This is a genomic window from Spongisporangium articulatum (genome assembly GCF_044465595.1).
GTDB classification, from domain to species: domain Bacteria; phylum Actinomycetota; class Actinomycetes; order Actinomycetales; family Kineosporiaceae; genus Spongisporangium; species Spongisporangium articulatum.
Window position 1 is genome coordinate 216,877 of sequence record NZ_JBITLV010000004.1, and the last position, 15,857, is coordinate 232,733.

Here is a 15,857-nt window from a genome sequence, read left to right on the forward strand (position 1 = left end):
TCGGTGACTTCGTGAGGGCCCCCCGGATCGGCCTGCGGGCCCGGATCGGCATCGCGATCCTGTCCACGATCGCCCTGCTGCTGATCGTCGTCGTCGGCGGTGGGGTCCGGCTGGTGCAGACCCAGCGGCAGCAGACGTACGTGATCGACGACTTCTATGCCGCGCTGCGCAGCTCCCAGGCCTACTTCATCAACATGCTCGACACCGAGACGGCGGTGCGCGGGTACGAGCTGACCCGCGAGGAGAGCGCGCTCGACCCGATGCGTAAGGCCGGGACGCCGGAGTCCGCGAACCTGGTGCAGGTCGTGCAGGCCAGCGTCCCGCAGGAGACGCAGCTGATCGCCAAGGCCCGCGACATGGACCTGCTCGGCCGGCGCTGGTACTACGGCTGGGCGGTTCCGACCGTGGCCACGATCCGGGCGGGCGGGACGCTCAGCGACGGGCGGATCGACGAGGGCAAGGCGCAGTTCGACGAGTTCCGTGTGGCCTACGAGGACTACATCACGGTCGCGCGAAGCCAGCGCGCCGTGGCCAACGACCAGTTGCGGGCCCTGACCAACAAGCTGTTCTTCGCCGTACTCGCCGAGGTGCTGATCGCGGCGATCGCGGCCTTCATGCTGTGGCGGCTGCTGCGCCGCTGGGTGAACAAGCCGATGGCCGAGCTGGCGGGGGAGGTGCGCACGGTCAGCGGCGGCGCGTTCGAGCACGCCGTCACCACGACCGGTCCGCCCGAGTTCGTGGCTCTCGGCCAGGACGTCGAACGGATGCGCAAGCTGCTGGTGGAGCAGATCGCCCAGGTCGAGGCGGCCGGGGTGGAGATCCGCGAGGCGCACGCCCGGCTGGAGCAGCAGGCGGAGGACCTGCAGCGGTCGAACCGGGACCTCGAGCAGTTCGCCTACGTCGCGTCGCACGACCTGCAGGAGCCGCTGCGCAAGGTGGCCTCGTTCTGCCAGCTCCTGCAGCGCCGCTACGCCGACCAGCTCGACGAGCGGGCCGACCAGTACATCCACTTCGCGGTCGACGGCGCCAAGCGCATGCAGCAGCTGATCAACGACCTGTTGGACTTCTCCCGCGTCGGCCGACAGGCCGCCGAGATGTCGACGGTGTCGATGGAGGAGTGCCTGGCCCAGGCCCTCGGGCACCTGGAGTCCGCCGTCGAGGCATCGGGGGCCGAGGTGACCTCCGACCCCCTGCCCGAGGTGCGTGGCGAGCGGGGTCTCCTGGTGCAGCTGCTGCAGAATCTCATCGGCAACGCCATCAAGTTCCGCTCCGAGGACGCGCCCCGCGTACACATCGGGGTCCGTCAGACCGGCGCCCGGTGGGAGTTCACCTGCTCCGACAACGGCATCGGGATCGATCCGGCCTACAGCGAACGGGTTTTCATGATCTTCCAGCGATTGCACCCGAAGGACGAGTACACCGGCACCGGCATCGGTCTCGCCCTGTGCAAACGCATCGTCGAGTACCACGGCGGGCGGATCTGGATCGTCGACGACCACGAGGAGGGGCTGGGCGGGACGACGATCCGCTGGACGATCCCCGCGGCCGCCGAGACGCCCGTCCGCGCTCCGGTCGACTTCTCCACGGCCCGCGGTGCGGCGCCCTCGGGGGCGACGCGGAGCGTCGCCGGATGAACCGGCTCGTGATCGAGATCCTCCTGGTCGAGGACGACCCGGGCGACGTGCTGATGACCCGCGAGGCGTTCGCCGACAACAAGGTCGCCAACCGGCTGCACGTGGTCAGCGACGGCGTCGACGCCGTGGCCTTCCTGCGCAAGGAGGGCAAGTACGCCGACGCCCCGACGCCCGACCTGGTGCTGCTCGACCTCAACCTGCCCCGGATGGACGGCCGCGAGGTGCTGGCCACGGTCAAGGCCGACGAGGCGCTGCGCCAGATCCCTGTCGTGGTGCTGACGACGTCGGAGGCCGAGGAGGACGTGCTGCGCAGCTACGAACTGCACGCCAACGCCTTCGTGACCAAGCCGGTGGACTTCGAGCGGTTCATCGAGGTCGTGCGCAAGATCGACGACTTCTTCGTCGGCGTGGTCCGGCTGCCGGGGCGTTGAGGCGGCCGCTGACCAGCGATTTGGTGGGGGAGGCCCCTCTCACCTACTCTTGACCGGTTGCCAGAGACCGCTGGTTCCTGCCCCCGGGCAGGCGAAGGTCCCGCGAGAGCGGGCGTCCCGCGCAGGTGAACGGAACGGCCCCCCGGTGGTGGCGCTCGTCGTCCCGCCAGGTTCTGCGGCTCCGTGCGCCTGCGCACGGAGCCTTCTTCGTTCCCGGTGGTCGAGGCGACGCAACCGACCCGGTTTGAACGAAGGAGAACTCATGGCGAGGGCCGACAAGGCTGCAGCGGTCGCCGAGCTGACCCAGAAGTTCCGGGAGTCCAACGCCGCCGTACTCACCGAGTACCGGGGTCTCACCGTGGCCCAGCTGGGCCAGCTGCGGGCGAGCATCAGGGGCAACGCGACCTACGCGGTCGTCAAGAACACCCTGACCGCCCTGGCCGCCAAGGAGGCCGGTGTCTCGGCCTTCGACGGCGCGCTGGCCGGCCCGAGCGCGGTCGCCTTCGTCACCGGGGACCCGGTGGAGACGGCGAAGAGCCTGCGTGACTTCGCGAAGGCGAACCCGGAACTGATCATCAAGGGCGGGGTGCTGGACGGCAACGCCCTCACCGCCGACGACATCCGCAAGCTGGCCGACCTGGAGTCCCGCGAGGTGCTCCTGGCCAAGCTGGCCGGCGCGATGAAGGCGTCGCTGAACCAGGCGGCCTACCTGTTCGTCGCACCGCTCTCGCAGGCCGCCCGCACGGTGGACGCCCTGCGTCTGAAGCAGGAGTCCGGCGCCCCGGCCCCTGCCCCGGAGTCCGACACGGAGTCCGCCCCCACCACCGAGGACACCCCCGAGGCCTGAGGCCGCGGGAGCACGAAAGGGAATCATCATGGCCAAGCTGTCCACCGACGAGCTGCTCGACGCCTTCAAGGAGCTCACGCTCATCGAGCTGTCGGAGTTCGTGAAGAAGTTCGAGGAGACCTTCGAGGTCACCGCCGCCGCGCCGGTCGCCGTCGCGGCCGCCGCCCCGGCCGCGGGTGGCGCGGGTGGCGGCGACGCCGCTGCCGAGCAGGACGAGTTCGACGTCATCCTGGAGAGCGCCGGCGACAAGAAGATCCAGGTCATCAAGGAGGTCCGTGGGCTGACCAGCCTCGGGCTGAAGGAGGCCAAGGACCTCGTGGACGGCGCCCCCAAGCCCGTCCTGGAGAAGGTCGCCAAGGACGCCGCCGAGAAGGCCAAGGCCGCTCTCGAGGGCGCCGGCGCCACCGTCACCCTGAAGTGACGATCCGGCTCTAGCTCCACCTCCACTTTCCCCGTGCCAGGGCTCCGATCAGGGGCTTTGGCGCGGGGAAAGTGTCGTTTGCGGCCCGTCGCTCTTGACGGTGGCCCCCACCCTTGTCATCCTCATGGGGTGCTATTCGGCGTATTGACCTCTCAGCAGGTCCGCCGACTAGACATTGTGCGCCTCTGCGCGTAGCCTGGCGTTTTGCGCTGCCCTCTGCCTTGTCCCGCATATAGCGGCGGGACCTCAGACGCGCGCCCGTAACGCTCGAAGGCCCGTGGAAGGACTGCTGTCTCTTGGCTGCCTCGCGCACCGCGCTGTCACAAAGTTCTATGTCCCGCACGGCTTCCGGCCGTATCTCCTTCGCCAAGATTCGGGAGCCTCTTGAGGTTCCGAACCTGCTGGCTTTGCAGACCGAGAGCTTCGACTGGCTCCTCGGCAACGCGAAGTGGCAGGCCCGGGTCGCCGCGGCTCTGGAGGAGAACCGCCAGGACGTGCCCACCTCCTCCGGTCTGGAGGAGATCTTCGAGGAGATCTCCCCGATCGAGGACTTCTCCGGATCGATGAGCCTGTCGTTCCGGGACCACCGTTTCGAACCGCCCAAGTACTCGATCGACGAGTGCAAGGAGCGGGACATGACCTACTCGGCCCCGCTCTTCGTGACGGCCGAGTTCATGAACACCACCACCGGCGAGATCAAGAGCCAGACGGTGTTCATGGGCGACTTCCCGCTCATGACCGAGCGCGGCACGTTCGTCATCAACGGCACCGAGCGGGTCGTCGTCTCGCAGCTCGTCCGCTCGCCGGGCGTGTACTTCGAGCGCTCCGTCGACAAGGCGTCCGACAAGGACATCTACACGGTCAAGGTGATCCCCAGCCGCGGTGCGTGGCTGGAGTTCGAGATCGACAAGCGCGACATGGTCGGTGTGCGCATCGACCGCAAGCGCAAGCAGTCGGTCACCGTGCTGCTGAAGGCGCTCGGCTGGTCGGAGGCGGAGATCCTCGAGGAGTTCGGCGACGTCGACTCCATCCGGCAGACGCTGGAGAAGGACCACACCGCCAGCACCGACGAGGCGCTGCTCGACATCTACCGCAAGCTGCGTCCGGGCGAGCCGCCGACCCGCGAGGCCGCGCAGAACCTGCTCGACAACCTCTACTTCAACCCGAAGCGCTACGACCTCGCGAAGGTCGGCCGCTACAAGATCAACAAGAAGTTGGGGCTCGAGAAGCCGCTGTCCGACAGCGTTCTCACGTTGGACGACATCAAGGCGATCATCCGGTTCCTGGTCTCGCTGCACGCCGGCACCCCCACGATGCCGGGCACCCGTAACGGTGAGGCCGTCGACATCCGCGTCGAGGTCGACGACATCGACCACTTCGGCAACCGGCGCATGCGCACGGTCGGCGAGCTGATCCAGAACCAGGTCCGCACGGGCCTGTCCCGGATGGAGCGCGTCGTCCGCGAGCGGATGACCACGCAGGACGTCGAGGCGATCACGCCGCAGACCCTGATCAACATCCGCCCCGTGGTGGCGTCGATCAAGGAGTTCTTCGGCACCTCGCAGCTGTCGCAGTTCATGGACCAGACCAACCCGCTGGCCGGTCTGACCCACAAGCGGCGCCTGAACGCGCTGGGCCCGGGCGGTCTGTCCCGGGAGCGCGCCGGCATGGAGGTCCGTGACGTCCACACGTCGCACTACGGCCGGATGTGCCCGATCGAGACGCCGGAGGGCCCGAACATCGGCCTGATCGGTTCGCTCGCCTCGTACGCGCGGATCAACCCGTTCGGCTTCGTCGAGACGCCGTACCGGGTCGTCACGAACGGCGTCGTCTCCGACGAGCTGCGGTACCTGACCGCGGACGAGGAGGACGAGTTCGTCATCGCGCAGGCCAACGCGCCGCTCGACGCGAACGGCAAGTTCGCCGAGGCGTCGGTCCTGGCCCGCAACAAGGAGGGCGAGGCCGAGCTCATCCCGGCCGCCGACATCGACTACATGGACGTCGCCGCGCGTCAGATGGTGTCGGTCGCCACCGCGATGATCCCGTTCCTCGAGCACGACGACGCCAACCGGGCGCTCATGGGTTCGAACATGCAGCGCCAGGCGGTGCCGCTGGTCCGGGCCGAGGCGCCGCTGGTCGGCACGGGTATGGAGTACCGCGCCGCGGTCGACGCCGGTGACGTCGTCGTCGCGACCGCCCCCGGTGTCGTCACCGAGGTCTCCGCCGACGCGGTGACCGCGATGAACGACGACGGCACGCAGACCGTCTACCGGGTGGCCAAGTTCCGGCGCTCGAACCAGGGCACCTCGTACAACCAGCGCGTGGTGATCGACGAGGGTGCGCGGCTCGAGGTCGGCACCGTCATCGCCGACGGTCCCTCGACCGACGGCGGCGAGATGGCGCTCGGCAAGAACCTGCTGGTCGCGTTCATGTCGTGGGAGGGCCACAACTACGAGGACGCGATCATCCTCAGCCAGCGTCTGGTGCAGGACGACGTCCTCTCCTCGATCCACATCGAGGAGCACGAGGTCGACGCCCGCGACACCAAGCTGGGTCCGGAGGAGATCACCCGGGACATCCCGAACGTCTCGGAGGAGGTCCTCGCCGACCTCGACGAGCGCGGCATCATCCGGATCGGCGCCGAGGTCGACACGGGCGACATCCTGGTCGGCAAGGTCACGCCCAAGGGCGAGACCGAGCTGACCCCGGAGGAGCGCCTGCTGCGCGCCATCTTCGGTGAGAAGGCCCGGGAGGTCCGGGACACCTCGCTGAAGGTGCCGCACGGCGAGAAGGGCACCGTCATCGGCGTCAAGGTCTTCGACCGCGAGGACGGCGACGAGCTGCCCCCGGGCGTGAACCAGCTGGTCCGCGTGTACGTGGCTCAGCGGCGCAAGATCACGGACGGCGACAAGCTCGCCGGCCGGCACGGCAACAAGGGTGTGATCTCGAAGATCCTCCCGGCCGAGGACATGCCGTTCCTGGCGGACGGTACCCCGGTGGACGTCGTCCTGAACCCGCTCGGCGTGCCGAGCCGGATGAACGTCGGCCAGGTGCTGGAGACGCACCTGGGCTGGGTGGCCTCGCGTGGTTGGGAGATCGAGGGCGAGCCCGAGTGGGCCAAGCACATCGCCCCCGAGTTCCGCTCCGCCCCGGCCGGTACCAAGGTCGGTTCGCCGGTGTTCGACGGCGTCCGCGAGGAGGAGATCGTCGGCCTGCTGGACAGCTCGCGCAAGACGCGCGACGGTGACCGGCTGATCGACGGTTCCGGCAAGGCGCAGCTGTTCGACGGCCGTACCGGTGAGCCGCTGCCGAGCCCCGTCTCGGTCGGCTACATGTACATCCTGAAGCTGCACCACCTGGTGGACGACAAGATCCACGCCCGCTCCACCGGCCCGTACTCGATGATCACGCAGCAGCCGCTGGGTGGTAAGGCGCAGTTCGGTGGCCAGCGGTTCGGCGAGATGGAGGTGTGGGCCCTCGAGGCCTACGGCGCCTCCTACGCGCTGCAGGAGCTGCTGACGATCAAGTCCGACGACATCAACGGCCGGGTCAAGGTCTACGAAGCCATCGTCAAGGGCGAGAACATCCCCGAACCGGGGATCCCCGAGTCCTTCAAGGTCCTGATCAAGGAGATGCAGTCGCTGTGCCTCAACGTCGAGGTGCTCTCCAGCGACGGCATGTCGATCGAGATGCGTGACTCCGACGAGGACGTGTTCCGGGCGGCCGAGGAACTCGGCATCGACCTGTCGCGGCGGGAGCCGAGCAGCGTCGAGGAAGTCTGATCCCAGGTCCACACCCAGCCATCCGTATTTCAGAAACACCAGAAGAAAGCAGGCAGCGTCTTGCTGGACGTTAACTTCTTCGACGAACTGCGAATCGGCCTCGCCGGCGCCGACGACATCCGTCAGTGGTCGCACGGTGAGGTGAAGAAGCCGGAGACGATCAACTACCGCACCCTCAAGCCGGAGAAGGACGGGCTCTTCTGCGAGAAGATCTTCGGTCCGACCCGGGACTGGGAGTGCTACTGCGGTAAGTACAAGCGGGTCCGGTTCAAGGGCATCATCTGCGAGCGCTGCGGCGTCGAGGTCACTCGCGCCAAGGTCCGTCGCGAGCGGATGGGGCACATCGAGCTGGCCGCCCCGGTCACGCACATCTGGTACTTCAAGGGTGTGCCGAGCCGCCTCGGCTACCTGCTCGACCTCGCGCCGAAGGACCTGGAGAAGGTCATCTACTTCGCCGCCTACATGATCACGTGGGTGGACGACGAGGGTCGCCACCGCGACCTGCCCTCGCTCGAGGCGCAGATCGAGGTGGAGAAGAAGGAGATCGAGAACGCCCGTGACGCCGACGTCGAGGCCCGCGCCAAGCGGCTCGAGGCCGACCTCGCGGAGCTCGAGGCCGAGGGTGCGAAGGGCGACGCCCGCCGCAAGGTGAAGGAGTCGGCCGAGCGCGAGATGGCGCAGCTGCGCAAGCGCGCGGATGCCCAGGTCGACCGTCTCCAGCAGGTCTGGGACCGGTTCAAGAACCTGAAGGTCCAGGACCTCGAGGGCGACGAGATGCTCTACCGCGAGATGCGGGAGCGCTTCGGCCTGTACTTCGAGGGCAGCATGGGCGCGGCCGCGATCCAGAAGCGGCTGGAGACCTTCGACCTCGAGGCCGAGGCCGAGAACCTGCGCGAGACCATCGCCACCGGCAAGGGGCAGCGCAAGACCCGGGCCCTGAAGCGGCTCAAGGTGGTCTCGGCCTTCCTGACCACCCGCAACTCGCCGCTGGGCATGGTGCTGGACTGCGTCCCGGTCATCCCGCCGGACCTGCGCCCGATGGTGCAGCTCGACGGTGGCCGGTTCGCGACGTCCGACCTGAACGACCTGTACCGGCGCGTGATCAACCGGAACAACCGGCTCAAGCGACTGCTCGACCTGGGCGCTCCGGAGATCATCGTCAACAACGAGAAGCGCATGCTGCAGGAGGCCGTCGACGCGCTGTTCGACAACGGCCGCCGCGGCCGGCCGGTGACGGGCCCGGGCAACCGCCCGCTGAAGTCGCTGTCCGACATGCTGAAGGGCAAGCAGGGCCGGTTCCGCCAGAACCTGCTCGGCAAGCGCGTCGACTACTCCGGCCGTTCGGTCATCGTCGTCGGCCCGCAGCTGAAGCTGCACCAGTGCGGCCTGCCCAAGCAGATGGCGCTGGAGCTGTTCAAGCCGTTCGTGATGAAGCGCCTGGTGGACCTGAACCACGCGCAGAACATCAAGTCGGCCAAGCGCATGGTCGAGCGGGCCCGCCCGGTCGTGTGGGACGTGCTCGAAGAGGTCATCACCGAGCACCCGGTACTGCTGAACCGCGCGCCCACGCTGCACCGTCTGGGCATCCAGGCGTTCGAGCCGCAGCTGGTCGAGGGCAAGGCGATCCAGATCCACCCGCTCGTCTGCTCGGCGTTCAACGCCGACTTCGACGGCGACCAGATGGCGGTGCACCTGCCGCTGTCGGCCGAGGCCCAGGCCGAGGCGCGGATCCTGATGCTCTCGTCGAACAACATCCTGAAGCCGGCCGACGGTCGCCCCGTCACCATGCCGACCCAGGACATGATCATCGGCCTGTACCACCTGACGCTCGGTCGCGACGACGAGCCGACGGGCGAGGGCCGCGCGTTCACGTCGGTCGCCGAGGCGATCATGGCGTTCGACGCCGGCACGCTCGACCTGCAGGCGACGATCAAGCTGCGCTTCTCCGACGTCGTCCCGCCGGTCGGCTGGGAGGCGCCCGAGGGCTGGGCCGAGGGTGACCCGATCACCCTCGAGACCACGCTGGGCCGCACGCTGTTCAACGAGACCCTGCCGGTGGACTACCCGTTCGTGGACGTCGTGGTGGACAAGAAGGTCCTCTCGGCGATCGTGAACGACCTGGCCGAGCGCTACCCGAAGGTCGCCGTCGCGGCCTGCCTGGACGCGCTGAAGGAGGCCGGGTTCCACTGGGCCACCCGCTCGGGCGTCACGGTGTCGATCTCCGACGTCGTCACCCCGCCGCGCAAGCAGGAGATCCTGGAGGGCTTCGAGGCCCGCGCGGCGAAGGTGCAGCAGCAGTACGAGCGCGGTCTCATCACCGACAACGAGCGGCGCCAGGAGCAGATCGCCATCTGGACGGAGGCCACCGACGTGGTCGCCAAGGAGATGGAGTCGAACCTGCCGAAGACGAACTCCATCTTCAAGATGGTCTCGTCGGGTGCTCGTGGTAACTGGATGCAGATGCGGCAGATCGCCGGTATGCGTGGCCTGGTGTCGAACCCGAAGGGTGAGATCATCCCGCGCCCGATCAAGGCGAACTTCCGTGAGGGCCTGTCCGTGCTGGAGTTCTTCATCTCCACGCACGGTGCCCGTAAGGGTCTGGCCGACACCGCGCTGCGGACCGCCGACTCGGGGTACCTGACCCGTCGTCTGGTGGACGTCGCGCAGGACGTCATCATCCGCGAGGAGGACTGCGGCACCGAGCGTGGTCTGAAGCTGCCGATCGCCGAGGCGAACACCGACGGCTCGCTGCGTCGTCACGACACGGTGGAGACCAGCGTCTACGCCCGTTCGTCGGCGCAGGACGTCGTGGTGGACGGCAAGATCGTGCTGCCGGCCAACACCGACCTGGGCGACCCGAGCATCGACCTGCTCCTGTCGCACGGCGTCTCGGAGATCAAGGTCCGTTCGGTCCTGACCTGCGAGTCGAAGGTCGGCACGTGCGCCCGGTGCTACGGCCGGTCGCTGGCCGCCGGGCACCTCGTGGACATCGGCGAGGCCGTCGGCATCATCGCGGCCCAGTCCATCGGTGAGCCGGGCACGCAGCTGACGATGCGTACCTTCCACACCGGTGGTGTCGCGGGTGAGGACATCACCCACGGTCTGCCGCGTGTCCAGGAGCTCTTCGAGGCGCGCACCCCCAAGGGTGTCGCCCCGATCTCCGAGGCGGCCGGCACGGTGCGCATCGACGACACCGACCGCACCCGCAAGATCGTGGTGGTGCCGGACGACGGTTCCGAGGAGCTGTCGTACACGGTGTCCAAGCGGTCGCGGCTCCTCGTCGAGGAGGGCGGCAAGGTCGAGGTCGGCCAGCAGCTGGTGGTCGGCGCCATCGACCCGAAGCAGGTGCTGCGCATCCTCGGGCCGCGCGCGGTCCAGGTCCACCTGACGGACGAGGTCCAGAAGGTGTACCGGTCGCAGGGTGTGTCGATCCACGACAAGCACATCGAGGTGATCGTCCGCCAGATGCTGAAGCGGATCACGATCATCGAGTCCGGTGACGCCGAGCTGCTGCCCGGTGAGCTCGCGGAGCGCACGCGCTTCGAGAGCGAGAACCGGCGGGTCGTCGCCGAGGGCGGTCAGCCGGCCTCGGGTCGTCCCGAGCTGATGGGGATCACCAAGGCCTCTCTGGCCACCGACTCGTGGCTGTCCGCCGCCTCCTTCCAGGAGACGACCCGGGTGCTCACGAACGCGGCCATGGAGGGCAAGAGCGACCCGCTGCTCGGCCTCAAGGAGAACGTCATCCTGGGCAAGCTCATCCCGGCGGGTACCGGCCTTCCCCGGTACCGCAACGTCCGGGTGGAGCCGACCGAGGAGGCCAAGGCCGCCATGTACGCCATGCCGGGCTACGAAGAGGTCGACTACGGCCACTTCGGCGTCGGCACCGGCCAGGCGGTTCCGCTGGAGGAGTTCGACCTGGGGCGCTACGACCGCTGAGCCTTCGGCTCGACGTGTTCGTGATCATGCAGAAACGTCCCGTCCCCACGTCGGGGACGGGACGTTTCTGCGTCGGCCCGGGGGGACGTTTCTGCATGATCACGAACCCCCGTGGGAAGCAAACGGGTGGTGCGCACGTTGTAGACGATCGTGCGGGGGAGCCTGCCCACCCCGCGATTTGCCGCTCGGTTGGCCCAACGGGTAATCTCGCTCGTTGTGCCCGTGGCCACGGGTTGTCGTCATGCCCGGCCACCCCGCGAGGCAGCATCCACGCGGAGGGCACGAGCGTCACGGGTAAGCCAAGCGCCTGCCGCAGTGCCGGGCAGTGGCGACACGCCCGGGCGCGGGGGGCATTGAAAACAAACCGTCACACCAAGAGCAAAGAGTTCGGAGAACCGGTGCCCACGATCCAGCAGCTGGTCCGCAAGGGCCGCCAGGACAAGGTCGGCAAGACCAAGACCCCTGCCCTCAAGGGCAGCCCGCAGCGCCGCGGGGTCTGCACGCGCGTGTACACGACCACGCCGAAGAAGCCGAACTCGGCTCTGCGCAAGGTCGCCCGCGTGAAGCTGACCAGCCAGATCGAGGTCACCGCGTACATCCCCGGTGTGGGCCACAACCTCCAGGAGCACTCGATGGTGCTCGTGCGCGGCGGTCGTGTGAAGGACCTGCCGGGCGTGCGTTACAAGATCATCCGCGGTTCGCTCGACACCCAGGGCGTGAAGAACCGCAAGCAGGCTCGCAGCCGCTACGGCGCGAAGAAGGAGAAGAGCTAGTGCCTCGCAAGGGTCCCGCCCCGAAGCGGCCGCTGATCGTCGACCCGGTCTACGGCTCCCCGCTGGTCACCCAGCTGGTGAACAAGATCCTGCTGGACGGCAAGAAGTCCACCGCCGAGCGCATCGTGTACGAAGCGCTCGAGGGTGCGCGTACCAAGACCGGCAACGACCCGGTCGTCACGTTGAAGCGGGCGCTCGACAACGTGCGCCCCACCCTGGAGGTCAAGAGCCGCCGCGTCGGTGGCGCCACCTATCAGGTCCCGGTCGAGGTCAAGCCGGGCCGCGCCACGACGCTGGCGCTGCGCTGGCTGGTCGGCTACTCCCGCGCCCGGCGCGAGAAGACCATGACCGACCGTCTGATGAACGAGATCATCGACGCCAGCAACGGCCTGGGGGCCGCGGTCAAGCGCCGCGAGGACACCCACAAGATGGCCGAGTCGAACCGCGCGTTCACCCACTACCGCTGGTAGCCCACCCCGCCGGGCGGCGACGATGCCGCCGGCCGGGGTAGGACACGGCGTCCCATCACGCGAAGCACTGAGAGAGGCGACGAGCGTGGCACAAGACGTGCTGACGGACCTCAAGAAGGTCCGCAACATCGGCATCATGGCGCACATCGACGCCGGCAAGACCACGACGACCGAGCGGGTCCTGTTCTACACCGGGATCAACTACAAGATCGGCGAGGTCCACGACGGCGCGGCCACGATGGACTGGATGGAGCAGGAGCAGGAGCGGGGGATCACCATCACCTCCGCCGCCACCACCTGCTTCTGGGAAGGCAACCAGATCAACCTGATCGACACCCCCGGGCACGTCGACTTCACCGTCGAGGTCGAGCGCAACCTGCGCGTCCTCGACGGCGCGGTCGCGGTGTTCGACGGCAAGGAGGGTGTCGAGCCGCAGTCGGAGACCGTCTGGCGGCAGGCCGACAAGTACGACGTCCCGCGCATCTGCTTCGTCAACAAGATGGACAAGCTGGGTGCGGACTTCTACTTCACCGTGAAGACCATCGAGGACCGCCTGGGCGCCAAGCCGCTGGTCATCCAGCTGCCGATCGGCGCCGAGAGCGACTTCGTCGGCGTCATCGACCTGGTCGAGATGCGCGCCCTCACGTGGCGCGGCGAGACCGGCAAGGGCGAGGCGTACGAGGTCGAGGAGATCCCCGCCGACCTGCAGGCCAAGGCCGAGGAGTACCGCGAGCTCCTGCTCGAGACGGTCGCCGAGTCCGACGAGGCACTGCTGGAGAAGCACTTCGGCGGCGAGGGTCTCTCGGTCGAGGAGATCAAGGGCGCCATCCGCCGGATGACGATCAACTCCGAGCTGTACCCGGTGCTGTGCGGCTCCGCGTTCAAGAACAAGGGCGTGCAGCCCATGCTCGACGCGGTCATCGACTACCTGCCGTCCCCGCTGGACGTGCCGGACGTCGAGGGCTACAAGCCGGGCAACGAGGAGGACACCGAGACCCGGGCGGCGAGCAACGACGCCCCGTTCTCGGCCCTGGCCTTCAAGATCGCGGCGCACCCGTTCTTCGGCAAGCTGACCTACATCCGGGTCTACTCCGGCAAGGTCGCCTCCGGCGCCCAGGTCGTGAACTCCAGCAAGGGCAAGAAGGAGCGCATCGGGAAGATCTTCCAGATGCACTCCAACAAGGAGAACCCGGTGGAGGAGGCCGCGGCCGGCCACATCTACGCGGTCATCGGCCTGAAGGACACGACCACGGGTGAGACGCTCGCCGACCCGGCGAAGCCGATCGTCCTGGAGTCGATGACCTTCCCGGAGCCGGTCATCTCCGTGGCCATCGAGCCCAAGACCAAGGGCGACCAGGAGAAGCTCGGCACGGCGATCCAGAAGCTCGCCGAGGAGGACCCGACGTTCCAGGTCCAGCTCGACGAGGAGACCGGCCAGACCATCATCAAGGGGATGGGCGAGCTCCACCTGGACATCCTGGTCGACCGGATGAAGCGCGAGTACAAGGTCGAGGCGAACGTCGGTAAGCCGCAGGTGGCCTACCGCGAGACGATCCGCCGGGCCGTCGAGAAGCTCGACTACACGCACAAGAAGCAGACCGGTGGCTCGGGCCAGTACGCGAAGGTCCAGGTGACGATCGAGCCGCTGGACACCGCCTCGGGCACGTTCTACGAGTTCGAGAACAAGGTCACCGGTGGCCGCGTGCCGCGGGAGTACATCCCCAGCGTCGACGCCGGTATCCAGGACGCCATGCAGTTCGGCATCCTGGCGGGTTACCCGCTGGTCGGCATCAAGGCCACGCTGCTGGACGGCGCGGCCCACGACGTCGACTCCTCCGAGATGGCGTTCAAGATCGCCGGCTCGATGGTGCTGAAGGAGGCGGCCCGCAAGGCCAACCCCGTGCTCCTCGAGCCGATGATGGCCGTCGAGGTGCGTACGCCCGAGGACTACATGGGCGACGTCATCGGCGACCTGAGCTCGCGTCGCGGGCAGATCCAGGCGATGGAGGACGTCTCCGGGGCTAAGGTCGTGCGTGCTCTGGTGCCGCTCTCCGAGATGTTCGGGTATGTCGGCGACCTGCGTAGCAAGACCCAGGGACGGGCCAACTACACCATGCAGTTCGACTCCTACGCCGAGGTCCCCTCGACCGTGGCCGAGGAGATCATCAAGAAGGCCCGCGGCGAGTAGAGCGCGGTACCTGTCACCACCCAGCACCACCCCCGATCAGCAGGTCAGCAGGACCTACGAGACTCACACCACAGGAGGACCCCGTGGCGAAGGCGAAGTTCGAGCGGACTAAGCCGCACGTCAACATCGGTACCATCGGTCACATCGACCACGGTAAGACGACGCTGACCGCTGCCATCAGCAAGGTGCTGCACGACAAGTACCCGGACCTGAACCCGAGCACCGAGGCCTTCGACCAGATCGACAAGGCCCCGGAGGAGCGTCAGCGCGGTATCACGATCTCGATCGCTCACATCGAGTACCAGACCGAGACGCGGCACTACGCGCACGTCGACTGCCCGGGTCACGCCGACTACATCAAGAACATGATCACCGGCGCGGCCCAGATGGACGGCGCGATCCTCGTGGTCGCGGCGACCGACGGCCCCATGCCGCAGACCCGCGAGCACGTGCTGCTGGCCCGCCAGGTCGGCGTCCCGTACATCGTCGTCGCCCTGAACAAGAGCGACATGGTGGACGACGAGGAGATCATGGAACTCGTCGAGCTCGAGGTGCGCGAGCTCCTCAGCTCCTACGAGTTCCCGGGCGACGACCTCCCGGTCGTGCGCGTCTCGGCGCTGAAGGCGCTCGAGGGCGACGCCGAGTGGAGCGCCAAGCTGCTCGACCTGATGGCCGCGGTCGACGAGTCGATCCCCGAGCCGCAGCGTGACACCGAGAAGCCGTTCCTGATGCCGATCGAGGACGTCTTCACGATCACCGGTCGTGGCACCGTCGTCACCGGCAAGGTGGAGCGTGGCGTTCTCAAGGTCAACGAGACCGTCGAGATCGTCGGCATCAAGGACAAGTCGACCTCGACCACGGTCACCGCGATCGAGATGTTCCGCAAGACCCTCGACGAGGCTCTGGCGGGCGAGAACTGCGGTCTGCTCCTGCGCGGTATCAAGCGTGAGGACGTCGAGCGCGGCCAGGTCGTGGTGAAGCCGGGTTCGATCACCCCGCACACCGAGTTCGAGGCCAACGTCTACATCCTGTCCAAGGACGAGGGTGGCCGGCACACGCCCTTCTACGACAACTACCGTCCGCAGTTCTACTTCCGGACGACGGACGTCACGGGTGTCGTGCACCTGCCCGAGGGCACCGAGATGGTCATGCCCGGTGACAACACCGAGATGCGGGTCGAGATGATCCAGCCCATCGCCATGGAGGAGGGCCTGCTCTTCGCGATCCGCGAGGGTGGCCGCACCGTGGGTTCGGGCCGCGTCACCAAGATCCTCAAGTAGTACGGCTGAAGGGGAGCGTCCCGTCGGGGCGCTCCCCTTCTCCATGCCTCCCACCTGGGCGTTCACCCGATTGGCCAGGTGGGGTGCGGGTCTGG

At 67.7% G+C, this 15,857-nt stretch carries 10 protein-coding genes; all 10 read left to right on the forward strand.

The features are described 5' to 3' along the window. Positions 1-11 precede the first annotated feature (11 nt). The 10 genes from ACIB24_RS13575 (at position 12) to tuf (ending at position 15,762) form a co-directional block, all read left to right on the forward strand. Positions 12-1,634, forward strand: coding sequence for an ATP-binding protein (locus ACIB24_RS13575; protein WP_398281031.1), 1,623 nt, complete (start codon positions 12-14; stop codon positions 1,632-1,634). Further along, positions 1,631-2,065 carry a response regulator gene (locus tag ACIB24_RS13580; RefSeq protein WP_398281034.1) on the forward strand — a complete coding sequence of 145 codons (435 nt, stop codon included), beginning with the start codon at positions 1,631-1,633 and terminating at the stop codon, positions 2,063-2,065. The genes ACIB24_RS13575 and ACIB24_RS13580 overlap by 4 nt, the downstream gene beginning before the upstream one ends. Positions 2,066-2,327: 262 nt before the next feature. Beyond that, positions 2,328-2,912, forward strand: coding sequence for a 50S ribosomal protein L10 (rplJ, locus tag ACIB24_RS13585; protein ID WP_398281037.1), 585 nt, complete (start codon positions 2,328-2,330; stop codon positions 2,910-2,912). A gap of 28 nt (positions 2,913-2,940) precedes the next feature. Then, complete coding sequence (gene rplL, locus ACIB24_RS13590) at positions 2,941-3,333, forward strand: 50S ribosomal protein L7/L12 (RefSeq protein ID WP_398281040.1); 393 nt, start codon at positions 2,941-2,943, stop codon at positions 3,331-3,333. Positions 3,334-3,629: 296 nt separating this feature from the next. After that, positions 3,630-7,115, forward strand: a complete 3,486-nt coding sequence (rpoB, locus tag ACIB24_RS13595) for a DNA-directed RNA polymerase subunit beta (protein ID WP_398281042.1) — start codon at positions 3,630-3,632, stop codon at positions 7,113-7,115. A 60-nt stretch (positions 7,116-7,175) separates the two neighbouring features. Continuing rightward, the gene (locus ACIB24_RS13600; protein WP_398281045.1) at positions 7,176-11,051 is read left to right on the forward strand and encodes a DNA-directed RNA polymerase subunit beta'; all 3,876 of its coding nucleotides are present in this window, start codon (positions 7,176-7,178) and stop codon (positions 11,049-11,051) included. Between the two features lie 398 nt (positions 11,052-11,449). Beyond that, the gene (rpsL, locus tag ACIB24_RS13605) at positions 11,450-11,824 is read left to right on the forward strand and encodes a 30S ribosomal protein S12 (protein ID WP_398281048.1); all 375 of its coding nucleotides are present in this window, start codon (positions 11,450-11,452) and stop codon (positions 11,822-11,824) included. Next, entirely contained in the window at positions 11,824-12,294 is a 471-nt protein-coding gene (rpsG, locus tag ACIB24_RS13610) for a 30S ribosomal protein S7 (protein WP_398281051.1), read from the forward strand. The genes rpsL and rpsG overlap by 1 nt, the downstream gene beginning before the upstream one ends. A gap of 85 nt (positions 12,295-12,379) precedes the next feature. Beyond that, complete coding sequence (fusA, locus tag ACIB24_RS13615) at positions 12,380-14,482, forward strand: elongation factor G (RefSeq protein ID WP_398281054.1); 2,103 nt, start codon at positions 12,380-12,382, stop codon at positions 14,480-14,482. An 83-nt stretch (positions 14,483-14,565) separates the two neighbouring features. Next, positions 14,566-15,762: an elongation factor Tu gene (tuf, locus tag ACIB24_RS13620; RefSeq protein ID WP_398281057.1), complete on the forward strand. Its 1,197-nt coding sequence runs from the start codon at positions 14,566-14,568 to the stop codon at positions 15,760-15,762. Positions 15,763-15,857 lie beyond the last annotated feature (95 nt).